A 24,018-nucleotide genomic window follows, 5' to 3' on the forward strand; every position below is an offset into this window, starting at 1 on the left:
GCCCGCCCCCGTTTCGCTCAGCCGAGCCGCTTGTTGCGGGCGGCGAGCAGTTTCAGACGCAGGGCGTTAAGCTGGATAAAGCCCGCCGCGTCTTTCTGATCATAGGCACCTGCATCGTCCTCGAAGGTCACGTGGGCCTCGGAGTAGAGCGAATGATCCGACCAGCGACCCACGGTGCGCGCGGAGCCTTTGTAGAGCTTCACCCGGACCGTGCCCGTGACGTGCTCCTGGCTCTTGTCGATCAGCGCCTGTAGCATCTCGCGCTCGGGGCTGAACCAGAAGCCGTTATAGATCAGCTCGGCATAGCGCGGCATGAGTTCGTCCTTGAGATGCGCCGCGCCCCGGTCCAGCGTGATCTGCTCGATACCGCGATGGGCCTCCAGCAGAATGGTACCGCCGGGGGTCTCGTAGATGCCGCGGGATTTCATACCGACAAAGCGCCCCTCGACCAGATCGAGTCTCCCGATTCCGTGCTTGCCGCCCAGCTCGTTCAGCTTCGTCAGGACGGTGGCGGGGGACATCGCCTCGCCATTGATGCTGACCGCGTCGCCCTTCTCGAACCCGATCTCGACGAATTCCGGCGTGTCGGGCGCATCCTCGGGGTTCACCGTGCGCTGATACACGTAATCGGGCGCGTCTTCAGCGGGATCTTCCAGAACCTTTCCCTCCGACGAGGTGTGCAGGAGGTTCGCATCGACCGAGAACGGTGCCTCACCGCGCTTGTCCTTGGCAATCGGGATCTGGTTCTTTTCGGCGAAGTCGATGAGCTTCGTCCGACTGGTCAGATCCCATTCACGCCACGGGGCAATGACCTTGATCTCGGGGTTCAGGGCATAGGCGGCCAGTTCGAAACGCACCTGATCGTTGCCCTTACCGGTCGCGCCATGGGCCACCGCATCAGCGCCCTCGGCCTCGGCAATCTCGACCAGACGTTTGGAGATCAGCGGACGGGCGATAGACGTGCCCAGCAGGTAGAGCCCCTCATAGACCGCGTTGGCGCGGAACATGGGAAAGACAAAATCACGGACGAATTCCTCGCGCAGATCCTCGATATAGATGGCAGAGGCGCCCATCATCTCGGCTTTCTTGCGCGCAGGCTCCAGCTCTTCGCCCTGCCCCAGATCGGCGGTAAAGGTCACCACCTCACAGCCATATTCGGTCTGCAGCCACTTCAGGATGATCGAGGTATCGAGACCCCCGGAATAGGCGAGAACGACTTTCTTGGGTGCGGCCATCGGGACCCCCGTTTGCATGGTTATCTGGACGCCAAGGCGCTTAGCCCGTTTGGTCGTCCCGGGCAAGGTAAGCCTGAGTGGCGGACGTCAGTGAAATCGTTGCATTCAGCGCATTGGCAGCGGCACAGCCGGCTCTAATGTGCCTACCTACAGCCAAAAGTTCGTCGTCGGACACGCTTCTCCGCGGGATAGACACAAAACAAAAACCCCGGGTTCCTGCTCGGAAACCGGGGTTTTTTGCAGCCGTTATAAACTTGGTTGCGGGAGTAGGATTTGAACCTACGACCTTCAGGTTATGAGCCTGACGAGCTACCGGGCTGCTCCATCCCGCGCCAAGTTCGTGTGGGATAGCCAATTCCCCGACCGCCCGCAAGGGGCCTCCAACCATCTCACTCGCATGACAGCCATGTGCTCAACGCATGGCTCACCCCATATCGCAAGCCGCGATCACTGCCATGTTAAGGATATCGGACGCGCCCATATTGCTCGACGCCACCTGGATCGGTTTCCCGACGCCAGTCAGAATCGGCCCGATGATCGTTGCGCCGCCGATCTCCTGCATCAATTTGACCGAGATTGAGGCCGAGTGGCGCGCGGGCACCACAAGAATATTGGCCGGACCCGACAGGCGGCAGAACGGGTATTGAGTTAGAACATCGGCGTTCAGCGCCACATCCACCGTCATCTCGCCGTCATACTCAAAATCGACGCCGCGCTTATCGAGAATACCCGGGGCCAGATGCATCTTTTCAGCCCGCTCAGACACCGGATAGCCAAAAGTCGAAAATGAGACGAAGGCGACGCGCGGTTCAAGACCCAGACCCCGTGCCACCGCTGCGGCGCGCTCCGCGATGTTGGCCAGATCTTCCTGGTCGGGCCACTCATGGACCAGCGTATCGGCGATAAGCACGATGCGGTTGCCCCGGATCACGGCGGTGATCCCTACCGCACCATCTGTCGCGCGCGCATCGAACACCATGTTGATCTGGTCGAGCACATGAGCTGATTTCCGTGTGGCGCCCGTGACCATCGCATCCCCGTGCCCATGAGCGAGCATACAAGCAGAGAACACATGCCGGTCCCGCGCCGCCATCCGATGCACATCGGCCCGGTCATAGCCTTTGCGTTGCAAGCGCCCGTACAAGTGCGATTTATAGGTCTCCAGATGCTCGGTATTGGCCGCATTGACGATCTCGATGAGGCCAATCGAGTCCTCAAGACCCTCGGCAGCCAGTTTCTGACGAACATCCGCCTCGCGCCCGATCACCGCGGCTTCCCCAAGGCCCTCACGGACATAGGCAATAGCAGCCTTCAGCACCCGGATATCGTCGCCCTCGGCAAAGATCATCCGCGCCTGACGCACCCGGGCACGCGCAAAGAGGCTTTGCAGGATCGAAGACGTCGGATCCATCCGCGCCTGGAGGCTGCGGGTGTATCCCTCCATATCGACGATGGGCCGGCGGGCGACACCGGTATCCATCCCGGCCCGTGCCACGGCGGGCGGCACACGCCAGATCAGGCGGGGATCAAACGGGGTCGGGATGATGTAATCGCGCCCGAATTTCAGGCTGCGCCCGTAGGCCAGCGCCACCTCGTCCGGCACATCCTCCCGTGCCAGCTCGGCCAGAGCACGGGCACAGGCGATCTTCATATCGTCGTTGATCGCGCGCGCATGGATGTCGAGAGCCCCCCGGAACAAGTAGGGGAAGCCCAGCACGTTGTTGACCTGATTGGGATAATCGGACCGGCCCGTGGCGACGATCGCATCCGGGCGGACGGCCTGAGCCTCCTCGGGCGTGATCTCGGGATCGGGGTTCGCCATGGCGAAGATCACCGGGTTCTCGGCCATGCTCTCGACCATGGCCGGGGTCACTGCACCCTTGACCGATACGCCGAGGAACACATCCGCGCCCTTCATGGCTTCTTCGAGCGTGCGCAGATCCGTGGCAGCCGCATGGGCAGATTTCCACTGGTTCATGCCCTCGGAGCGGCCCCGATAGATCACGCCCTTGGTGTCGCACATGATGCAGTTGTTGTGCCGGGCGCCCATAGCCTTGAGCAGCTCCAGACAGGCAATCCCCGCCGCACCGGCACCGTTCAGGACGATGCGCACATCTTCGATACGCTTACCTGACAGATGCAGGGCATTAATCAGCCCTGCCGCGCAGATCACCGCCGTGCCATGCTGGTCGTCGTGGAAGACGGGAATATCCATCTCTTCCTTCAGGCGGCTCTCGATCTCGAAGCACTCGGGCGCCTTGATGTCTTCGAGGTTGATGCCTCCGAAAGTCGGCTCCATCAGCCGGACGGCCTGACAGAACGCGTCCGGGTCTTCGGTCGCCAGTTCAATATCGATAGAGTTCACGTCAGCGAAGCGTTTGAAGAGCACCGACTTGCCCTCCATCACCGGCTTGGACGCCAGCGCTCCGAGGTTGCCGAGGCCCAGCACCGCCGTGCCGTTGGAGATCACCGCGACGAGGTTGCCCTTGTTCGTGTAGTCATAGGCCAGCCCCGGCTCCTCAAAGATCCGCTCGCACGGCACGGCAACACCGGGCGAATAGGCGAGGCTGAGATCTCGCTGCGTGGACATGGGCACGCTGGCGGCGATGTCGAATTTGCCCGGGCGGGGCTCCATGTGGAAGCGCAGGGCTTCTTCGTCGGTGAATTTCTTGGACATGATACCTCCGGTCTTCATCCCTTGTGACACCACACGCGCCGCAACTTCCAGCCCCGCGTACGTCTGTTAGCGCCCGCGCGGGCGCAAAACCTTGGGGAAGCGCCCCCTTGGACGTCGTTCTTATCCGCGCTAGGCACAAACCCGAGTGCTGGGAGATCAGAATGGCCGACCAACCGACGCCGATGATGGCGCAATATCTGGAGATCAAGGCGGGCTACCCGGACGCTTTGCTGTTCTACCGGATGGGCGATTTCTACGAGCTGTTCTTCGACGATGCGGGCGCGGCGGCGCAGGCGCTGGATATCGCCCTGACCAAACGCGGCAAGCATCTGGGACAGGACATCCCCATGTGCGGCGTCCCGGTTCACGCCGCCGAAGGCTACCTGCTAACCCTGATCCGCAAGGGATTCCGCGTTGCCGTCTGCGAGCAGATGGAGGACCCCTCCGAGGCGAAGAAACGCGGCTCGAAATCGGTGGTCAAACGCGACGTGGTGCGGCTGGTCACGCCCGGTACGCTGACCGAGGACAGCCTCCTGAACGCGCGGCAGCACAACTACCTCGTGGCCTGGTCCGAAGTGCGGGACGAGGCGGCGCTGGCCTGGGTCGATATCTCGACAGGTGAGCTGCGCACGACCCCCTGCCCCCGCGTCGCGCTTGGTCGCGAACTGGCCCGTCTGGCACCGCGTGAGGTGCTGGTGGCCGACGCCATGGAACAGGAGCTGCGCCCGGTCATCGAAGAGGCAGGTGCCGCGATCACCGCCCTGTCGCGCGGGTCGTTTGACACCGTAAACGGGGAAAAGAGGCTTTGTTCCACGTGGAACGTTGGCGGGATGGAGGCCTTTGGCAACTTTACCCGGGCGGAGATTTCCGCACTGGCCGCGTTGGTCGACTATCTCGACATCACACAGAAAGGCAAAATCCCCCTGCTCCGCCCGCCCTTGCGCGAAGATCCAGGCGCGCTGGTCCAGATCGACGCCGCGACGCTGCGCAATCTGGAACTGACCCACGCGCTGTCTGGTGGACGACAGGGTTCGCTGCTCTGGGCGGTGGACCGGACGGTGACAGCAGCGGGCGGGCGGCTGCTGGAACGCCGTATCACCGCGCCCTCCCGGGACCTCGGCACCATCCAGCGCTGGCAAAGCGGCGTCACGGGCTTTGTCGAGGCGCCCCGGTTCTGCGAGACCGTCCGCGAATCCCTGCGCGCGGTGCCCGACATGGATCGGGCGCTCTCCCGTCTGTCGCTGGAGCGTGGCGGTCCGCGGGATCTGGCCGCGATCCGCGACGGGCTGGCTCAGGCCGAGGCGCTGGCGGGTGTCATCGCCGAGCAGGACGGGACTCCCGAAACCATCGCCAATCTGGGTGCCGCTCTCACAGGCCATGATGAACTGGCCAACATCCTCGATTCCGCCCTGATCGCTGATCCCCCCGCCCTGACCCGCGACGGCGGCTTTCTGGCCAGCGGTGTGGACGAAGAGCTCGACGAGGCGCGGCGGCTTCGGGACGAAGGCCGCTCGGTCATTGCGGGGATGCAAAAGGACTACGCCGAAGACAGCGGCGTGACCTCCCTTAAGATCAAGCACAACAACGTGCTGGGCTATTTCATCGAGGTGACTTCGACCCACGGCCCGAAACTGATGGCCCCGCCGCTGTCTGAGCGCTTCATCCACCGCCAGACCACCGCCAACGCCATACGCTTTACCACGGTGGATCTGAGCGATCTGGAGCGGCGCATCCTGAACGCGGGCAGCCGCGCGCTGGAGATCGAAAAGCGGATCTTTGGCGAGCTTTGCCGCCGGGTGCTGAGAGTCGCCTCAGAAATTGGTGACACCGCCCGCGCCCTGGCCGAACTCGACGTGGCAAGTGCATGGGCGGCGTTGGCACAGAGCGAGGACTGGAGCCGCCCCGAGCTGGACCAGAGCCAGCGGTTCCTCATCGAAGGTGGTCGCCATCCGGTCGTTGAGCGTGCACTCAGGGCGCAAGGAGGTCAGCCCTTCATCGCCAACGATTGCGATTTGTCCGAAGGTGCTGGCCCCGCTTGCTGGCTGCTGACGGGCCCGAACATGGCGGGTAAATCGACCTTTTTGCGGCAGAATGCCCTCATTTCCCTGCTCGCGCAGGCGGGCGGCTATGTCCCGGCTAAGCGGGCTCAGATCGGGCTGGTATCGCAGTTGTTCAGCCGGGTCGGTGCCTCCGATGATCTGGCGCGCGGGCGCTCAACCTTCATGGTTGAAATGGTCGAAACAGCCGCAATCCTGAACCAGGCGGATAAAAACGCGCTGGTGATCCTCGACGAGATCGGGCGCGGGACGGCAACCTATGACGGATTGTCCATCGCCTGGGCGACGCTCGAACACCTGCATGACGTGAACCGCTGTCGCGCGCTCTTTGCCACCCATTACCACGAAATGACCCGCCTCGCAGACCGGCTCGACGGAGTGCGCACCGCGACCATGGTGGTTAAGGAATGGGAGGGAGAAGTGATCTTCCTGCACGAGGTGCGGCACGGCAATGCAGACCGTTCCTATGGTGTGCAAGTGGCGCGGCTCGCGGGGCTGCCAGACGCGGTGATCGCACGGGCCAAGGTCGTTCTGGAAGCACTGGAAGAAGGCGAGCGCAACACCCGCAAGACAACGGTGATCGACGATTTGCCGCTGTTCTCTGCCGCACCCGCAGCGGCGCCTGCGTCCTCCCCGGCGCCTGTCAACTCGGCTCTCACAGATCGGTTATCAGAGATTCACCCCGACGAGCTGACACCCAGAGAGGCCCTTGATCTGCTCTACGAACTCAAGGGCCTCACCTGACCGCGATCAGGACGCGGGGGTGGAGCTGACGCCGACCTGAGCCGCACGCAGCAGACGGTCGTGGATCATGAAACCCTCGGCCATCACCTGAATGATCTCACCGGCCTTGGTGCCCGGAACCGGCGCCTCGAACATGGCTTCGTGCATCTTAGGGTCGAATTTGTCACCCAACTGGGGCGAGACGACCTCGACCCCGTGCTTGCGGAACACGTTCTGCAGCTCGCGCAGGGTCAGTTCGACACCCTCGATCAGCGCGGCATTGGCTTCGCGGTTTTCCTCCGGGATAGCAGCGACGGCCCGCTGAAGGTTGTCATAGACCGGCAGCATATCCCGGGCCATCTTCGACCCGCCATATTGCTGCGCCTCGCGCCGCTCGCGATCCGCGCGCTTGCGCGAATTCTCGGCATCCGCCAAAGCGCGCATGAAGCGCTCTTTATACTCGTCCCGTTCGGCTCGCAGTTCTTCGAGTTCGGCGGTCACGTCGTCCACGAACCCCTGGTCAACATCTTCATTTGCAAGCGCATCCAGATCCAGCAGCTCCTCCACCGCGGGCTCGGCTTTCTTCCGCTTGACCTTGTCCGCCTCGGACACACCGGTTTCCGCGTCGTGGAGCGCTTCCATCTCAGCTTCGATGTCGTTCTCGTTTTTGTCTGCCATCTCTGTTTCCGTCTTCTCAACCCCGACCGGAGAGCAGCCGCCCTACCAGTTGAGCCGTATAATCCACAATCGGCACGATCCGGCCGTAATTCAGCCGCGTAGGACCGATGACACCGACCGCACCGATGATCTTGCGATCCGAGTTCATATAAGGAGACACGACCAAAGAGGAACCGGAAAGTGAGAAAAGCTTGTTCTCGGAACCAATGAAAATGCGCACCCCCTGCCCGTCCTCGGCCAGTTGCAGGAATTCCGCGATGTCGCGCTTGCGCTCAAGATCTTCGAACAGCACCCGCACCCGGTCCAGATCGCTGTCATCGAAACCCTCGAGCAAATTCGCCCGGCCCCGCACGATCAGTCGTTCCGTGGGTTCACCTTCATCTTCCCAGACGGCGATTCCAGCATCCACCATCACCTGAGCCAGCTGGTCGAGCTGCTGCCGGTGGCGCTGAATTTCATCCTTCATTCTGGTCCGCAGCTCCGAGAGCGTGCGGCCCTCCGCAATAGCGTTCAGGAAATTCGCCGCCTCGCGCATGGAGGACGGCGTCTGACCCGGTGGCGGCGCGAAGACACGGTTTTCCACGTGACCATCGGCAAAAACCAACACCACCAACGCCCGGTCCGCGGCCAAAGACACAAATTCCACGTGACGGATCGGGGCTTCGTGACGCGGCGCGAGGACGAGGCTGGCCCCCGCCGTCACCCCGGACAGCGCCGAGCCAACCCGATCGAGCAGCATCGAGACATCGCTCTCATTGGTGCCCATGGTCTCATCGATGCGGGCGCGGTCGGCCTCGCCCAGCTCGCTGACCTCCAACAGACCATCGACAAACAGCCGCAACCCGCTCTGCGTCGGCAGTCGTCCGGCGGAGGTGTGTGGTGATTCCAGAAGGCCCAGAAACTCCAGATCCTGCATTACGTTGCGGATCGTGGCCGCAGAGACCTTCTCCGTCATCGAGCGGGTCAGCGTCCGCGATCCAACCGGCTCGCCGGTGTCCAGATAGCCCTCGACTACACGCCGGAACACCTCTCGGGTGCGGTCATTCATCTCGCTGATTAGCGTGGAGGGTGAGCGGTCTTCTGTCATCTGCGGTTTGCCGGGTTGCGCCTTAGTGGGTCGGAGACTTATCAGATCTCCAAAGAATGGGGAAATGAACATGCGGCCTTCCGGCAGACAGCTAAACGAAATGCGCGCGATTTCAATTGAAACAGGCGTGACCCGCCATGCAGAGGGTTCTTGCCTGATCCGCTGCGGTGACACTCATGTGCTCTGCACTGCCTCTCTTGAAGAGCGCGTGCCCCCCTGGATGAAGGGCTCCGGCAAGGGCTGGGTGACGGCGGAATACGGGATGCTCCCGCGCTCCACCCACACCCGGAGCCGTCGCGAAGCCAAGAACGGTCAGAGCGGCCGGACCCAGGAGATCCAGCGTCTGATCGGCCGGGCGCTTCGGGCAGGCGTGGACATGCAGGCATTGGGCGAACGGCAGATCACCATCGATTGCGACGTGATTCAGGCCGATGGCGGCACCCGCTGTGCCTCGATCACCGGTGGCTGGGTCGCCCTGCGGCTGGCGGTCAACAAGCTGATGAAGGCCGGAAAAGTAACGACCGACCCGATCATGGACCACGTGGCGGCTGTGAGCTGCGGCGTCTATGCGGGCCAGACAATCCTCGATCTCGACTACCCCGAGGACAGCGAAGCCGCCGTGGACGGCAACTTCATCCTCACGGGTTCCGGGCAACTGGTCGAGGTTCAGATGAGTGGCGAAGGCACCACCTTTAGCCGGGCTCAACTAAACAGCCTGATGGATCTTGCCGAAGAAGGTACAAAGGCGCTGATCGAGGCACAAAGGGCTGCAATCGCATGAGGAAATTCACCGGGGATCGGCTCGTTGTCGCTACCCACAACACTGGAAAGCTGGAGGAGATCGGCGATCTCCTCTCGCCCTATGGGCTGACGATCAGCAGCAACCGGGACCACGATCTGCCCGAGCCAGAGGAAACAGGCACAACATTCGTCGAGAATGCCCGGATCAAGGCCCACGCTGCCGCCAAGGCAACAGGTTTACCGGCACTGGCGGATGATTCCGGCATTGAAATCGATGGGTTGGACGGGAAACCGGGCGTCTATACGGCAGACTGGGCCGAGACACCCACGGGCCGTGATTTTGCAATGGCCATGGCACGCGCCCATGACGAGCTGGTCGCCGGAAACGCGCCAAAGCCCTGGACAGCGCGGTTTTGCTGCACATTGGTTATGGCTTGGCCCGACGGTCACGACGAGGTTTTTCCCGGTGTCATGCCGGGTCAGATCGTCTGGCCGGGACGCGGCGACCAAGGGCATGGCTATGACCCGATTTTCCAACCAGAAGGTCGCGATGAGACGTTTGGCGAAATGGATCGCTGGGAAAAGAACCGCATTTCCCACCGGGCCGATGCGTTCCGAAAGCTGGTGAATGGCCTCTTCGACTGAGATCGGGCTTTATGTTCACTGGCCGTTCTGTCAGGCTAAATGCCCCTATTGCGACTTCAACTCACACGTCGTGGCACGTGTGGATCAGAGCCGCTGGGCGCAGGCTCTGGTAACGGAAATTGAACGCTACGGCGCAGCACTACCCGGTGCGCGGGTCAAGACGATCTTTTTTGGCGGCGGCACCCCCAGCCTGATGCGACCGCAAACGGTCGAGGCCGTGATCGCAGCAGCGCAGAGGGTCTGGACGCTGGCCAACGATGCGGAGATCACGCTCGAAGCCAACCCAACCTCTGTGGAGGCCGATCGCTTCACGGGATATCGGATCGCCGGGGTGAACCGCGTCTCGCTTGGGGTGCAGGCCTTGAACGACACCGATCTGAAGCGTTTGGGACGCCTGCATGACAGCAAAGGCGCACTCAGAGCGCTCGAAGTGGCCCGCACTTGCTTCGATCGGGTCAGCTTTGACCTCATCTACGCGCGACAGTTTCAGACGCTTGAAAACTGGCGATCGGAGTTGAACGAAGCCTTGGGTATGGCTCCCGATCATTTGTCCCTTTATCAACTCACGATTGAACAAGGCACCGCTTTCGGCGACCGAGCCAACCACGGGCGTCTTCCCGGGCTTCCTGGCGAAGATCTTGCCGCCGATATGTGGGATGTGACGCAGGAGATGACCACAAACGCTGGGCTTCCTGCCTATGAAGTCTCCAACCACGCTCAGCCCGGCGCCGAGAGCCGCCACAACCTCATCTACTGGCGTGGTGGAGACTATGTGGGAATCGGCCCCGGCGCGCACGGGCGCGTTCTGCAAGACGGAACGCGTTTCGCAACCGAGGCTGAGCGCATACCTGCGAAGTGGATTGCCCAGATCGAGTCCGGCGACGCGCCCGACATTCAAACCGCAATGAAATCCAGTGAAATTCTCGAAGAGCGGATCATGATGGGACTGCGTCTCTCCGAGGGCATCCCAGCCTCTCTTCTCAAAGATTACTTCAGGAAGTTGAATAGCTTGACTGACTTGGAGCTTGTGGAGGTCACAGAAAATCACGTCCGCGCAACCAGTACCGGACGACCGCTGCTCAACGCCATTCTTCGCGACATTCTTGTCTAGGAACGCTCACCTGATAGCAAGCGGCAAAGATCATCCAGCTCAGACAAGTTCGCGTAGGAAATCACCAACTTGCCGCGCTCTGTCTCGGGAACGTGATCTACCCGGACAGTCAGACCAAGATGCGCAGACAGATCCAACTCCAACGCACGTGTATCTGCGTCTTTTTCGGTCGGTCGATGCGCAGTTCGACGGGGCTTTGCAGGCTGCTTGCCGGCACGAACCAACTGCTCGGTTTCGCGAACGGACAGGTTCTGTGATACGACCTGATGCGCCAATTCGGTCGCGTCATCAGAGGTAATCAAGGCCCTCGCATGGCCTGCGGTCAATTCACCCGATTCAATCTTAGCGAGAACGTCCACTGGCAGCTTCAGAAGCCTCAGAGAGTTCGCAATATGCGAGCGGCTCTTTCCAAGGGCCTCGGCCAGCTTCTCTTGCGTGTGGCCGAACTGCGACATCAGCTGTCGATAGCCATTCGCCTCTTCGATCGGATTGAGATCAGCGCGCTGTATGTTCTCGATGATCGCAACTTCCAGAACCTCTGAGTCCGAAAAATCACGAATGATAGCAGGAACCTGGTGGAGCGCTGCTCGCTGCGCTGCCCGCCAGCGCCGCTCCCCTGCTACAATCTGGAACCGCTCAGACCGTTCAGGGTGCCGGCGGATTATCAAAGGCTGGATGATGCCGTGCTGCCGGATAGACGCCGTCAGATCTTCAAGGTCGCTTTCCGTGAAGGATCTCCGGGGCTGCTCCGGGTTCGGCTCAATCAACTCGATGGCAATGTCGAGCCTGTCCCCGGAACGACCAGCCGGAGCGACCGCATCCGGTTGTGCTGCTACCGGCTCAAGGTCTGCCATCAGTGCCGACAAACCACGTCCCAGTCCGCGCCGTTCCTTTCGTTCAGGCATGAACCCCTCCCGTCACATTGTTACGCTCAAGAAACTCGTGGACCAGTCGCATATAGGCCACGCTTCCCTTCGAAGAGGGATCATACTGGTGAATGGTCTGAGCGTGAGACGGCGCTTCGCTGATCCGCACGTTTCTGGGGATGATCGTATTATATACGAGATCTCCAAGTGTCTCGCGTGCATCGTTCATGACAGCTTGCGCCAGCCGGTTCCGACCATCGTACATGGTCAAAAGGACACCTTCGATGGCGAGATCCGGGTTCGCGGTCTGCCGGATTTCCCGGATGGTCATCATCAGCTGCGAGAGACCCTCGAGCGCAAAGAACTCACTTTGCAACGGTACCAGAACGGCATCAGCGGCGACCATCGCGTTCACCGTCAAAAGAGACAGAGACGGCGGGCAGTCGATGAGGATGAAATCGAGACCCTGCTCGCGGGTCGAGCTGTGCGCCAAAATGTTGTCCAGCAAAGAGGCCCGGCGCGACCTGGAGTGGAGCTCAAGATCTGCGGAACTCAGATCCGCTGTTGACGGAACAACATAGAGATTTTCGATCTCCGTGCTCACCATGGTATCAGCGAGCGTTTTGCCCTCTAAAAGCAAGTCGTATGTGGTCAGAACACGCTGGTCCGGCTCGACCCCCAAGCCCGTGGAAGCATTGCCCTGAGGATCCAGATCAATCACCAAGGTTTTATGGCCTTTGAGCGCCAGACCAGCGCCCAAATTGATAGCTGTCGTCGTTTTGCCCACGCCACCTTTTTGGTTGGCGATGGCAACAATACGTGGGGCTGATTTATCGTGCTGAGACACGCTGAACTCTCTGAAGGTCAAGGATGACAGATCCCTTTTCAATGGCTGAAGGGATCAGGTCAATGTGGAAAGACCAGTCTTTTCGGGCAATTCTTATTTCCTCTTCGTGACGGACCCCCTTGGGAAATAGATAGCGCGTCGTCGCCATTCCGTGCCGTGATGCCAGCCCGAGAAGATCTGTCAATGGCGCCAAGGCTCTGGCAGACACCACCGGGGCGGCCTGGGGCTCTACGTTCTCAATCCGATCCGATAGTACGCGTGCATTCAGCGACAAGGTGCGACAGGCGTGACGCAGAAATGTCGCCTTTCTGAGATCTGATTCGATAAGTGTGACGGATATTTCTGGACGAGCGATGGCCACAACGACACCGGGAAATCCGCCACCGCTACCGATATCGCACCAGGCGGAGACGTCTTCAGCCGGAATCAAAGATACTTGCAGTGAGTCCTCTACATGACGAGCCCAGAGGTCGGCTAGAGTGGATCTTGCGACAAGGTTTATCCGCGGGTTCCACTGTCTGACAAGATCCGCAAATTCTTCGAGCCGCTCCTGTGTTTCACGTGAAACATGTGTCATGCTCGTAGTCTGATCTCACGGCTTCGTAGAGCAAGAAGAATTGCGTTCAAAGCCGCTGGCGTTACACCCTCAACCTTTCGAGCAGACGCAATCGATGTCGGCTGGGCCTTGCGCAATTTCTCTTTCAGTTCAGCAGACAATCCATGGATCGCAGCGAAATCCAAATCCCGAGGAATTTCAGTCGTTTCTTCGGACCGAAGACGATCAACATCGCGTTGCTGACGCTCCAGATACTTGGCATAGATCGCTTCGCGGTGCAGCTGTGCGAGGACATCTGCTGGCAAATCACTGGCGCCCTCGACCAATTCACACACCTGACCGATCTCGACCTTTGGCAATCCGAGAAGTTCAAGCCCCGTCCGCTTACTTCCATCAAGCGCCAACTCAATCCCAACGGACCGGGCTTCTTTGCTTGAGTAGGTGTCGCGACCCAGCACCCGCCGCCCCTCATCCAACGACCGCAACTTTGCTTCGAAGGCCGAATGACGTTCCGCAGTGACAACGCCGAGATCGACACCAATCGGCGTCAAACGCTGATCCGCATTGTCCGCTCTCAGCGACAGCCGGAACTCCGCGCGCGACGTGAACATCCGATAAGGCTCCGTCACTCCGCGATGAATCAGATCGTCGATCAGCACGCCAATATAAGAATTTGATCGCGAGAATATCTCCATCGGCTCGTCTCTCGCAGAGCAGACGGCAAACATTGCTGCGACAAGGCCTTGCGCTGCAGCCTCTTCGTATCCCGTCGTCCCATTGATCTGACCGGCTAGCCACAAGCCTGGAAGCGCCTTGAGTTGCAAGGTTGCATCAAGGGCGCGCGGATCAACATAGTCATACTCAATCGCATAGCCTGGCTGCACAATTTCAGCCCGCTCCAATCCAGCAATAGATCTCACGTAATCAAGCTGGACTTCAGCAGACAGCGACGTTGAAATTCCGTTAGGATACACCGTGTTGTCGTTAAGTCCTTCAGGCTCAAGAAAAACCTGATGGGAATCCTTGTCGGCAAACCTCGATATTTTGTCTTCAATCGACGGGCAATAACGCGGCCCAGAACCTGTGATGTTCCCGGAATACATCGCAGACTCGGCGAGGTTTGCACGGATGATCTCGTGGGTTTTCGAATTCGTATGCGTGATCCCGCAGTGGATTTGCCGCGCAGCCGGTGCCTTACTGAGAAAAGAGAGCATCACGGGTTCGGAGTCGCCCGGTTGGGATTCTAAACTATCCCAGTCGATGCTATCTTTCCGCAGACGTGGCGGCGTTCCTGTCTTGAGGCGCCCCATCGGAAGACCCAAGGACCGCAGGCGCTTCGCCAAAGCCGACGACGCGTCCTCGCCCATACGGCCACCACTTCGCATCTCGCGGCCGATGTGAATGACTCCTCCCAGGAAGGTCCCTGTGGTCAAAACAACCGCATCGGCGCTCAGATCGCCATGCTGCGTCGTCACCACCCCAACAACGCGCCCATCCTGGACGCAAAGATCGACGACTTGATCCTCGATCACCTCAATCCCATGCGCGGCCACAGCCGCCTGCACAGCAGCACGATAGAGGGCTCGGTCCATCTGCGCGCGAGGACCTTGAACAGCAGGGCCTTTTGAACGGTTCAAGAGACGGTAGTGAATCCCGGCAGCATCCGCTGCCCGCCCCATGATACCATCCAGCGCATCGACCTCGCGGACCAGATGTCCCTTGCCGAGACCGCCAATCGCCGGATTGCAGGACATCGCGCCGATTGCTGCCTTATTCAAGGTTACCAACGACACGTCGGCGCCCATTCGGGCGGCAGCACCCGCCGCCTCCACGCCCGCGTGACCTCCTCCGACAACGATAATCTTTGTGTGTTTCACGTGAAACATCCTACTTACCGATACAGAATCGCGAGAAAATACTGTCCAACAGATCTTCCACGTCCACGTCACCGACGATCTCTGACAACGCTTGCGAAGCTTGCCGGATCTCCAAAGCGATCAGCTCCGGGACCTCTTCACGCCTAATCATTTCAAGCGATTCCAGCAAGCCATTCAGCGCGCCCTCCATTGCCGCGACATGGCGGTCTCGTATCAAAAGATGCTGCTGTGGGACCCGTTCCAGTAATGTGTCCGCGATCCAATCCAAAAGGCTTGTAACCCCAGCCCCCGTTGCACCAGACACCCCTCCCTGCTGACCGTTGTCATCCTTCGCAACAATCACCCGATCCACCTCCGGAACAAGGTCGTCGGATCCGGTGCTCAACCAAATACGCAGGTTCGCCCGCTCGGCACGCGCGACCGCCAGATCAATGCCAGCAGCCTCCAACGGATCGCTGGTTTCCCGAAGGCCCGCTGTATCAAGGAATGTAACGGGCAGCCCGTTCAAGTCGACGCGGAGTTCGATTACATCCCGCGTAGTTCCGGCGATATCGGACGTCAGAGCCACATTTCGACGGGCAATCGCGTTCAGTAGGGTCGATTTTCCTGCATTCGGCGGCCCCATAATCGCAACCTCGAAGCCATCCCGGATTCGTTCCGCCGCATCGCTTCCACGCAACTCCGTCTTAAGATCTGCCACAACTGCACCCAACAAGCGCTCAACGTCGGGCACCACGTCCATGGGGACGTCTTCATCGGCAAAGTCGATTGTCGCCTCGAGCAACGCTGCGGCATCAACAAGCGCGCGCCGCCACCCGTCCACACGTTTCGACAACGCCCCAGACAAGACCTCTTGCGCTTGTTGCCGCTGAAACTCTGTCTCCGCGTCAATCAGATCAGCAAGCGCCTCCACCTGAACAAGATCGAGGCAACCATTCTCCAATGCACGCCGAGTAAATTCCCCAGGGTCCGCCAGCCTCAGATCCTGGGCCAGTTCGCGGAGAATCGCCTGAATGACCGCTTGAGATCCGTGAACCTGGAATTCAACGACATCTTCCCCGGTAAAGCTCGCCCCTTTCTCGAAGACCAGCACCAGAGCGGTATCCAGGAGGTCTCCATCCTTGCTGCGGATTTTCCGCAAAGCCGCCTGTCGCGCCATGGGCAAAGACCCACACATGGCGCCCGCAACATCGAAGGACCGAGGGCCGGTTAACCGGATTACAGCAACACCCGCCTTACCTGGCGCCGTTGCCAGGGCATAGATCGTGTCCATGGCGGGCAAGCCTCTTTAGGTATTCATTGAGTCGAAGAATTCCTGGTTCGTCTTGGTCTGCTTCAGTTTCCCGATCAGGAATTCGATGGCATCCGTCGTGCCCATCGGGTTCAAAATCCGACGCAACACATAGGTTTTCTGAAGATCCGGTTTGGAGACCAGCAAATCTTCCTTCCGGGTGCCTGATTTGAGGATGTCCATGGCCGGGTAGACGCGCTTATCCGCAACCTTGCGATCCAAAACAATCTCGCTGTTACCCGTCCCTTTGAACTCCTCGAAAATCACCTCGTCCATCCGGCTGCCGGTATCAATCAGTGCTGTGGCGATGATGGTCAGGGATCCACCTTCTTCGATGTTCCGGGCCGCGCCAAAGAAGCGCTTCGGGCGTTGCAACGCGTTGGCATCCACACCACCGGTGAGAACCTTGCCCGAGGACGGCACAGTTGTGTTGAAGGCACGGCCAAGTCTTGTGATCGAGTCGAGCAAGATCACAACATCTCGCTTGTGTTCGACCAAACGCTTGGCCTTCTCAATCACCATATCGCTCACAGCAACGTGCCGGGAGGCGGGCTCGTCAAAGGTGGAGGAAACAACCTCGCCCTTTACTGAGCGCTGCATATCCGTGACTTCTTCGGGGCGTTCATCGATCAACAGGACGATCAGGTAGCACTCTGGATGGTTCCGCTCGATGCTATGGGCAATGTTTTGCAGCAAAACCGTCTTACCCGTCCGCGGCGGCGCAACGATCAGGGAGCGTTGCCCTTTGCCGATCGGCGCCACGAGGTCGATTATCCGGGCCGAACGGTCCTTCAGCGTCGGATCGTCGATTTCCATGTTTAACCGCTCATCAGGGTAAAGCGGCGTCAGGTTATCGAATGCCACTTTATGACGCGCTTTGGACGGCTCTTCAAAGTTGATGCTCTCAACCTCTATCAGCGCGAAATAGCGCTCGTTCTCATCAGGACCACGGATCACCCCAGAGACCGTATCCCCCGTGCGCAAAGCATAGCGGCGGATCATCTCAGGGCTGACATAGATGTCATCCGGACCCGGAAGGTAGTTTGCCTCGGGCGACCGCAGGAACCCGAATCCGTCCTGAAGCACTTCCAGAACCCCGTCCCCGCCAATGATCCAGTCATCATCAGCACGCTCTTTGAGGATCGAGAACATCATCTCGCCCTTGCGCATCGTCGATGCGTTTTCAATCTCCAGTTCTTCGGCCAGTGCCAAAAGATCTTTGGGGCTCTGAGCTTTGAGGTCAGACAGGTTCAGGCGATCATCGCTCATGGGAGATCCTCAATGCCGGATCAACCGGCCGCAATCGATGGTGATGTCATAAAACGGGAAGACGCCCACCGGACGGTGAGCAGCGCCAGTTAGCCTTACGTGCTCAGGATGTCAATCAAAACGGCTTTGCAACAACCGAGATGACAATGACCACGAGGAGCAACGTCGGAAATTCGTTCCACATCCGATACGCGCGCCCACTTTTGTTATATTCACCGGCAGCAAGCTTCTTCCGTTCTGTCGCACACCACATGTGAAACCAGGTCATAGCAATCACAGCGATGGCTTTCACCCAGGGCCAAACCGAAAGCCAGTTCACGGCCCCTGTCCCGATCAGCAAAAGACCGAACAGCCACGTTGAGATCATCGCCGGGTTCATGATCGCCTTGAGCAACCTCCGCTCCATGACCTGAAAGATGTCCTCCGTGGCAGGATTACCTTTAGCGCGCTCGACATGGTACACAAACAACCGAGGTAAGTAGAACAACCCTGCCATCCACGACACGAAGGACAGGATGTGCAGAACTTTGATCCAGACATAGGACGAAGCGAGTAAATCGGTCATGAGGTCTTCTACTCATAAAAATAGATAAGAAGAAAGATTGGGTTTGTAGTGGAACTGTGGACACTGTGGAAAGGTGTAAAATCGTCGAAATCTTCGTGGGTTTATCCACGTGGAAAACATTAGATCGAAGACAAATCCAGAACACACGATAAAATTATATTTTTCAATGACCTAGCAGGAGATTAACTGGCTCAAACTTCTTGGAAAAGCCTGTGGAGAATTTCTCATCGCACAGTTGCTCTTCTTTTCCGTCCGAAGAGTCCTCCGCAGGGAGAGAAATTATCTTGATCTCCGATTCCTGCTCTGGAAAAGCTGTCAACTCCAAAAAGGCTAAAAACCGTTCACGTCTTCCCCGGACTTCTCCACAAGGTGTCCCCATGATCCTCCTCGCCTCTTCCTCAGAGACACGACGTCAGTTGCTTCGGAATGCAGGGATTGAGGTCACGTCCGAGTCGCCGCGCGTGGATGAAGACGCGATCAAGGATGCGCTAGTCGCGGACGGGGTGAAACCTCGCGACATCGCTGATGCGCTCGCGGAAGCCAAAGCCCGGAAAGTCGCGTTGCGTCACCCCGAGGCGTTCGTACTTGGCTGTGATCAGGTCCTGGCGCTGGACGACAAGATTTTATCCAAGCCGCGGGACCAGTCAGAGGCGTGTGACCAGCTCCTGCATCTGTCCGGACGGTCGCATCGGCTGCTGTCGGCAAGCGTCGTTTACGAAGACGCACGCCCCGTCTGGAGGCACGTGGGGGAAGTGAGGCTTGAGATGCGGCCGCTCAGTACAGCCTATGTCGAGGAGTACGTGGCCCGGAATTGGGACACGATCCGCCATTCTGTTGGCGGATATCGTTTGGAGGAAGAAGGAGCCCGCCTCTTTACGCGTATCGAGGGTGACTACTTCACTGTGTTGGGCCTGCCGCTGCTTCCGCTCTTGTCGTGGCTGATTGACCGGGGCTATCTGGACTCATGACGACGTCTATTCCACTTGCTGCCGTTCTTGGTGATCCGATCGCCCATTCCAGATCACCTGCCCTCCATGGTCACTGGTTGGCGAAATACGGGGTAAAAGGACATTATGTGCCGATCTGCGTGTCTCAGGCCGATCTGGCGGAATTTCTGGAGATGATGCCTCGCATGGGCTTTGTGGGATGCAACGTCACCGTTCCACATAAGGAAGCGGTCATTGATCTGTCTCACAGCGTGTCGGATCGCGCTGCTTTGATTGGGGCCGCAAATACTCTGGTCTTCCGCGAGGACGGCACTATTCACGCAGATAATACAGATGGTTATGGGTTTATCGAGAACCTCCGGCAGAATGCTCCGGACTGGGTTCCGACCGATGGTCCCGTAGCTGTTCTGGGTGCCGGAGGCGCTGCGCGGGCGGTTCTTGTCTCTTTGCTTGATGCGGGTGCGACGGAGATCCGGCTGGCCAATCGAACGCGGTCCCGCGCCGAGGCGCTTCGTCGGGAATTCGGCTCACGGATCATTGTCCATGACTGGGTGCAGGCAGGCGCCATGTTGTCCGGTGCGGCAACTCTGGTGAATACGACGACACAGGGGATGGTTGGTAAGTCCGTTCTGAACATCCCGCTGGACAAGCTGCCGTCGAATGCTCTGGTTACGGACCTCGTCTATAACCCGTTGGAAACAGACCTTCTGTATCGGGCGCGGCAAAAGGGCTGCCGGACCGTGGATGGTTTGGGCATGCTTCTTCACCAGGCGGTTCCGGGATTTGAGCGCTGGTTTGGGGTACGGCCTGATGTGGATGACGCGCTCAGGGATGCGGTTCTGGCCGGATGACCCGACCTTTTGTCATTGGTTTGACGGGTTCTGTCGGTATGGGGAAGTCGACGACAGCCGGGATGTTCCGGGAGTGCGGCGTCCCTGTGTGGGATGCAGATCAGGCGGTTCATGCTCTGTATAGGCCCGAATGCGCGGGATCCCGAGCGATTTCCGCACTCTACCCTGAAGCGGTTGGACCCGACGGAGTGGACCGGGCAGCGTTGTCTGCGTGGATTGACCAAGATGCCGGCGCGCTTTCGCGGATCGAGGAGGTAATCCACCCATTGGTGGCTGCAAACCGGCAGGCGTTTCTGGATGATGCGACTGAACCCATTGTTTTGCTGGATATCCCTCTGTTGTTCGAGACCGGTGCGGATCGGCTTGCGGATCTGACGGTGGTTGTCTCCGCTCCGTCTGAGGTTCAGCGCGCCAGAGTCCTGGAGAGACCGGGAATGACTGAGGAAAAACTCGATTACATTCTGTCCCGCCAGATGCCGGATGCAGAAAAGCGGAAACGGGCGGATCGGGTTATCCCAACCGTCAACCTTGATAAAACGCGGGCAGAGGTGGAGCGGCTGGTGTCGGAGTTGAGAGCGAACCATGCGTGAGATTGTTTTTGACACCGAAACCACCGGGATCGAGCCAGCACAGGGTGACCGGATCGTGGAGATCGGAGCGGTCGAGCTGATCGGTCACGTGGCCACGGGGCGGACCTTTCACGAATATATCAACCCGGAGCGCTCCATGCCCGATGAAGCTTTTGCGGTCCATGGTCTGGGTGATGAGTTCTTGCGCGACAAACCGCTGTTCCGGGAGGTCGGCCCGAAATTTCTGAAATTTATCGGTGATGCCAAGCTGGTCGCTCATAATGCCAGTTTCGACATGAAGTTCATGAACGCGGAGTTTGGCTGGATGGGTCTGCCCCCCCTGCCCGCGGATCGCGCTGTCGATACACTGGCCATCGCCCGGCGCCGGTTTCCGGGCTCCCCTGCGTCGCTTGATGCACTGTGCAGGCGGTTTGGGATCGACAACTCCGGACGCACCCTCCATGGCGCTCTTCTCGATAGCGAGATCCTGGCCGAAGTTTATCTGGAGCTGATCGGGGGACGACAGCCGGATTTTGGTCTGACAGGGCAGCAGTCCCGAAATTCTGGTACGACTACAGGGAATTGGCGCCCGTCGACTCGTCCTAGGCCATTGCCGTCGCGGGTTTCAAAGGCCGAAGCCGAGGCGCATGACGCGTTTGTCGCGCGCCTCGGGGAGTCTGCGCTCTGGAAGAGCTTCGACTGATCAGTTTGCCGGAGTGCCTTGAGCGGCCTGCTCTTTCTGGGCGCGCTGCATCAGCGTCTGGCGATAGAGTTGGACGAAATCCACCGGCTCCAGATTCAGCGGAGGGAAACCGCCCTCATGGGTGATGTCAGCCACCAGACGGCGGACGTAGGGGAAGAGCTGCCGGGGGCCTTCGATCAGCAGGAACGGATGCAGCTGGTTTTCCTCGACATTCGACACTTGAAACATGCCCGCATATTCCAGCTCCAGCAGGAACAGGGTGTTGTCGGTCTCTTTGTCACGGTTGCGGATGGTGAACTTGCACAGCACTTCGTACTGGTCTTCGTGATCCGGACGCTTGCGGGCATCAAGGCCAACCTGAACGCTCACGTCGGGCGTAACGTTCCCGGACTGGTTTTTCTGGGCGAGCACGTTCTCGAAAGACATGTCGCGAATATATTGGGCCAAAGGCCGGATCTGGGGCGGAACCGCTTGCTGGGGGGCTTCGCTCGGGTTGGTGTTCTCATCTGCCATAAATGTGCTCCTTAATCGCTTGCATTGGAGCTATCATCCCCCGTCCGGCGGGTCCAGCCAGAGGGCTGACGGTTCGGGTCTGGCGGTGTGATATCGACGTCTTTGTACTCGCCCTCGATAATTGTCGGGTCGGGTCGGGGCCGCGTGTCTGGCCCGGTGCGCCCATAGGTAAAGCCGGCTGAGACAGTGACCCGCTCCCTGACCTTTCGGAACAAAGCGCTGCGCACCCCCGGAATGAGCAAAGCAAACCCGCAGGCGTCGGTGAAAAATCCGGGTGTCAGCAACAGCGCGCCCGCAAACAGGATCATCGCCCCATGTGCCATAGGTTCGGACGGATCACTGAGGTCGTTCAGCGCGCCGCGGATCTGGCCCATAGCTAGCGCGCCCTGAGATCGCACCAGGGACGTGCCGAGAATGGCCGTGACCACGACAATCAGCAGGGTTGGCCACAGGCCGATGAGCCCTCCGATTTGGATGAACAGGGCGATCTCAATGAGCGGGACGGCGATGAATGCCGCAAATAGCCACATGGCTGCACCTCCTTGTCACGGGTCCGGCAGTGGACTTGAGCCGTGCCCATCCCTAGATAGGGATGAATACTATCCCTTGCACCCATATGATCCGAGGCGCCATGAGTTCTTCTCTTATCCAACTGTTGGTTCTGGCCGGGATTGCGATCTTTTTGATCCTTCGGCTCAAATCTGTCCTTGGCACTCGGGAGGGGTTTGAGAAACCTCCCTTGAGCCCGGATCAGGCCCCTGCCCGGCGGGCGCGTCCTGATCTGGAGGTGATCGAGGGCGGACCAGATCGGGATATCACTGATCACGTGGAAGATGGGTCCGACAGCGCCAAAGCTCTTGCGGCAATGAAAATGGCGGAGCCGGGCTTCAATGTCAGCGAATTTCTGGGCGGCGCGCGGCAGGCCTATGAGATGATCCTGGTCGCGTTTGAGCGGGGTGATATTTCCGAGATCCGGGGATTCCTTGACGCTGACGTGGCCGAAGCCTTTGACGCGGTGATCGCGGATCGTCAGGCGCAGGGATTGACCATCCAGAGCGAGATCGTCGGCGTCCGGGATGTGGAGCTGAAAGAAGCGGAATTCGACCGCACGACGAAGGTGGCCGAAGTCACGGTGGCGTTCCTCGCCGAGTTGACGTCTGCTGTGCGCAATGCCGAGGGCGAGATCGTCGAGGGCGACCCCAACGCCATTATCCGGCAGCGCGATGTGTGGACTTTCTCCCGCACCATGGGCAGCGACGATCCGAACTGGCAGCTGATCGCAACGGGCGGCTGATGCTGGCGCCGGAGCGTACATCGTCGTTTTTGGCGTTTCTGAATGCCATCCAAGGCGGTCTTCGGGCCGCCTTGTTTGCCCTGTGCATGGATCAAAGCGCCTGATGTCGCGCCGCCACCGTTCTCTCAGGCCTGAGGAAGAGGCCCTCTGGAAGCTGATTACGGACCGGACCAAACCGATGCATCCGGACCGAAAGCCTCCTGAGGTCAAGTCACCTATCAGAGCGAAGACTGAGGCCCCGGACGGCACACCCAGGTCTTCCGCCGCGCCGCCGCGCCCCATTGAGCCTTTTCAGCTCGGCAGTGACGCCCGGCATAGACCGGAGACCCGAATGGCGATGCCGGATATCGCCGAACAACTGGCCCGGACTCCCGTCCAGATGGATGCTGGCCGGTTTCGTAAGATGCGATCGGGCAAGCTGGAAGTTGAGGGCCGGATTGATCTGCATGGCCTGACCCTCAGTGAGGCCCATCCTCGCCTGATGTCGTTCCTTTTTTCTTCCCATGCGGCAGGGAAACGGCTGGTTTTGGTCATTACCGGAAAAGGGAAAGATCGGGATGACGGCACGGCTATCCCCGCCCACCGTGGGCTCCTGCGGCATCAGGTCCCGCACTGGATCACGACCGGTCCAGCGAAGAGCATTGTCCTTCAGGTGACCCCTGCTCACCGCCGCCATGGCGGCTCTGGTGCGCTCTACATCTATCTCCGGCGTCGATAGCGTTTCACGTGAAACGTTGACCCAACTTGCCTGACTTTTGGGGCGATAATGTGCGCCCTCAGCGCCCCTCTCCAACGTACGGAGGTGCTTTCTTGAACTCTGATGGCGCTTTGTCCAAGAGATCAGCTCCTGATTTGACTGCAAACCTAATGAAACTCCACGCTCTATCCGAGCATCGGAGCGATGTTCTCGCGTGCG

23 protein-coding genes and 1 tRNA gene are annotated in these 24,018 nt (G+C 59.5%); 10 read left to right on the forward strand and 14 right to left on the reverse strand.

Annotated elements, in window-relative coordinates; genetic code table 11:
* Positions 1 to 17: 17 nt before the first annotated feature.
* From FEV53_RS03045 to FEV53_RS03055, 3 genes are all read right to left on the reverse strand, one after another.
* Positions 18 to 1,235: an argininosuccinate synthase gene (locus FEV53_RS03045; RefSeq protein WP_142833353.1), complete on the reverse strand. Its 1,218-nt coding sequence runs from the start codon at positions 1,233 to 1,235 to the stop codon at positions 18 to 20.
* Positions 1,236 to 1,490: 255 nt separating this feature from the next.
* Positions 1,491 to 1,567, reverse strand: a tRNA-Met gene (locus FEV53_RS03050).
* A gap of 92 nt (positions 1,568 to 1,659) precedes the next feature.
* Positions 1,660 to 3,912 (reverse strand): NADP-dependent malic enzyme, encoded by a 2,253-nt coding sequence (locus FEV53_RS03055; RefSeq protein ID WP_185962078.1) that lies wholly within the window; start codon positions 3,910 to 3,912, stop codon positions 1,660 to 1,662.
* Between the two features lie 161 nt (positions 3,913 to 4,073).
* Between FEV53_RS03055 and mutS the strand changes: the two genes are divergently transcribed.
* Positions 4,074 to 6,713 (forward strand): DNA mismatch repair protein MutS, encoded by a 2,640-nt coding sequence (mutS, locus tag FEV53_RS03060; RefSeq protein WP_142833354.1) that lies wholly within the window; start codon positions 4,074 to 4,076, stop codon positions 6,711 to 6,713.
* A 6-nt stretch (positions 6,714 to 6,719) separates the two neighbouring features.
* Here mutS and FEV53_RS03065 read toward each other — a convergent pair whose 3' ends face one another.
* Entirely contained in the window at positions 6,720 to 7,370 is a 651-nt protein-coding gene (locus FEV53_RS03065; protein ID WP_142833355.1) for a nucleotide exchange factor GrpE, read from the reverse strand.
* A gap of 16 nt (positions 7,371 to 7,386) precedes the next feature.
* Entirely contained in the window at positions 7,387 to 8,457 is a 1,071-nt protein-coding gene (gene hrcA / locus FEV53_RS03070) for a heat-inducible transcriptional repressor HrcA (RefSeq protein ID WP_142833356.1), read from the reverse strand.
* A gap of 70 nt (positions 8,458 to 8,527) precedes the next feature.
* On the opposite strand from hrcA, the gene rph reads away from it, so the two are divergent.
* From rph to hemW, 3 genes are read left to right on the forward strand one after another with little or no spacing between them, the layout of a single operon-like run.
* Positions 8,528 to 9,238: a ribonuclease PH gene (rph, locus tag FEV53_RS03075; RefSeq protein WP_142833357.1), complete on the forward strand. Its 711-nt coding sequence runs from the start codon at positions 8,528 to 8,530 to the stop codon at positions 9,236 to 9,238.
* A complete protein-coding gene (gene rdgB / locus FEV53_RS03080; protein ID WP_142833358.1) occupies positions 9,235 to 9,843 on the forward strand; it encodes an RdgB/HAM1 family non-canonical purine NTP pyrophosphatase in 609 nt (202 codons plus the stop codon). The genes rph and rdgB overlap by 4 nt, the downstream gene beginning before the upstream one ends.
* The gene (gene hemW / locus FEV53_RS03085; RefSeq protein ID WP_142833359.1) at positions 9,827 to 10,954 is read left to right on the forward strand and encodes a radical SAM family heme chaperone HemW; all 1,128 of its coding nucleotides are present in this window, start codon (positions 9,827 to 9,829) and stop codon (positions 10,952 to 10,954) included. Before rdgB ends, hemW begins: the two co-directional genes overlap by 17 nt.
* Here the strand turns inward: hemW and FEV53_RS03090 are convergent.
* From FEV53_RS03090 to hemJ, 7 genes are all read right to left on the reverse strand, one after another.
* Positions 10,951 to 11,859, reverse strand: coding sequence for a ParB/RepB/Spo0J family partition protein (locus FEV53_RS03090; protein ID WP_142833360.1), 909 nt, complete (start codon positions 11,857 to 11,859; stop codon positions 10,951 to 10,953). The two genes, hemW and FEV53_RS03090, sit on opposite strands and share 4 nt — an antisense overlap.
* Entirely contained in the window at positions 11,852 to 12,667 is an 816-nt protein-coding gene (locus tag FEV53_RS03095) for a ParA family protein (RefSeq protein WP_142833474.1), read from the reverse strand. The genes FEV53_RS03090 and FEV53_RS03095 overlap by 8 nt, the downstream gene beginning before the upstream one ends.
* On the reverse strand, positions 12,651 to 13,244 hold the full coding sequence (rsmG, locus tag FEV53_RS03100; RefSeq protein ID WP_142833361.1) for a 16S rRNA (guanine(527)-N(7))-methyltransferase RsmG: 594 nt from the start codon (positions 13,242 to 13,244) through the stop codon (positions 12,651 to 12,653). The genes FEV53_RS03095 and rsmG overlap by 17 nt, the downstream gene beginning before the upstream one ends.
* Entirely contained in the window at positions 13,241 to 15,109 is a 1,869-nt protein-coding gene (gene mnmG / locus FEV53_RS03105) for a tRNA uridine-5-carboxymethylaminomethyl(34) synthesis enzyme MnmG (RefSeq protein WP_142833362.1), read from the reverse strand. The genes rsmG and mnmG overlap by 4 nt, the downstream gene beginning before the upstream one ends.
* Position 15,110: 1 nt before the next feature.
* Positions 15,111 to 16,373, reverse strand: coding sequence for a tRNA uridine-5-carboxymethylaminomethyl(34) synthesis GTPase MnmE (gene mnmE, locus FEV53_RS03110; RefSeq protein WP_142833363.1), 1,263 nt, complete (start codon positions 16,371 to 16,373; stop codon positions 15,111 to 15,113).
* A 15-nt stretch (positions 16,374 to 16,388) separates the two neighbouring features.
* Entirely contained in the window at positions 16,389 to 17,660 is a 1,272-nt protein-coding gene (gene rho / locus FEV53_RS03115) for a transcription termination factor Rho (RefSeq protein WP_142833364.1), read from the reverse strand.
* Between the two features lie 115 nt (positions 17,661 to 17,775).
* Positions 17,776 to 18,225, reverse strand: a complete 450-nt coding sequence (gene hemJ / locus FEV53_RS03120) for a protoporphyrinogen oxidase HemJ (protein ID WP_142833365.1) — start codon at positions 18,223 to 18,225, stop codon at positions 17,776 to 17,778.
* Between the two features lie 377 nt (positions 18,226 to 18,602).
* On the opposite strand from hemJ, the gene FEV53_RS03125 reads away from it, so the two are divergent.
* Genes FEV53_RS03125 through dnaQ form a run of 4 tightly spaced genes read left to right on the forward strand, consistent with a single transcriptional unit; the run spans position 18,603 to position 21,295 of the window.
* Positions 18,603 to 19,193 (forward strand): Maf family protein, encoded by a 591-nt coding sequence (locus FEV53_RS03125; RefSeq protein ID WP_142833366.1) that lies wholly within the window; start codon positions 18,603 to 18,605, stop codon positions 19,191 to 19,193.
* Positions 19,190 to 20,023 carry a shikimate dehydrogenase gene (locus FEV53_RS03130; protein WP_142833367.1) on the forward strand — a complete coding sequence of 278 codons (834 nt, stop codon included), beginning with the start codon at positions 19,190 to 19,192 and terminating at the stop codon, positions 20,021 to 20,023. The genes FEV53_RS03125 and FEV53_RS03130 overlap by 4 nt, the downstream gene beginning before the upstream one ends.
* A complete protein-coding gene (coaE, locus tag FEV53_RS03135; protein ID WP_142833368.1) occupies positions 20,020 to 20,613 on the forward strand; it encodes a dephospho-CoA kinase in 594 nt (197 codons plus the stop codon). The genes FEV53_RS03130 and coaE overlap by 4 nt, the downstream gene beginning before the upstream one ends.
* On the forward strand, positions 20,606 to 21,295 hold the full coding sequence (gene dnaQ / locus FEV53_RS03140) for a DNA polymerase III subunit epsilon (RefSeq protein ID WP_142833369.1): 690 nt from the start codon (positions 20,606 to 20,608) through the stop codon (positions 21,293 to 21,295). The genes coaE and dnaQ overlap by 8 nt, the downstream gene beginning before the upstream one ends.
* Here dnaQ and secB read toward each other — a convergent pair whose 3' ends face one another.
* Positions 21,296 to 21,808 carry a protein-export chaperone SecB gene (gene secB / locus FEV53_RS03145; protein WP_142833370.1) on the reverse strand — a complete coding sequence of 171 codons (513 nt, stop codon included), beginning with the start codon at positions 21,806 to 21,808 and terminating at the stop codon, positions 21,296 to 21,298.
* 11 nt (positions 21,809 to 21,819) lie between these two features.
* Entirely contained in the window at positions 21,820 to 22,338 is a 519-nt protein-coding gene (locus FEV53_RS03150) for an FxsA family protein (RefSeq protein WP_142833371.1), read from the reverse strand.
* 101 nt (positions 22,339 to 22,439) lie between these two features.
* Between FEV53_RS03150 and FEV53_RS03155 the strand changes: the two genes are divergently transcribed.
* Both FEV53_RS03155 and FEV53_RS21405 read left to right on the forward strand, forming a co-directional pair.
* Positions 22,440 to 23,102, forward strand: coding sequence for a Tim44/TimA family putative adaptor protein (locus FEV53_RS03155; RefSeq protein ID WP_142833372.1), 663 nt, complete (start codon positions 22,440 to 22,442; stop codon positions 23,100 to 23,102).
* A gap of 331 nt (positions 23,103 to 23,433) precedes the next feature.
* On the forward strand, positions 23,434 to 23,820 hold the full coding sequence (locus tag FEV53_RS21405; protein ID WP_246100717.1) for a Smr/MutS family protein: 387 nt from the start codon (positions 23,434 to 23,436) through the stop codon (positions 23,818 to 23,820).
* The last annotated feature ends 198 nt before the right edge of the window (positions 23,821 to 24,018 follow it).

It is taken from the genome of Palleronia caenipelagi (assembly GCF_007004065.1).
Lineage (GTDB): Bacteria > Pseudomonadota > Alphaproteobacteria > Rhodobacterales > Rhodobacteraceae > Palleronia > Palleronia caenipelagi.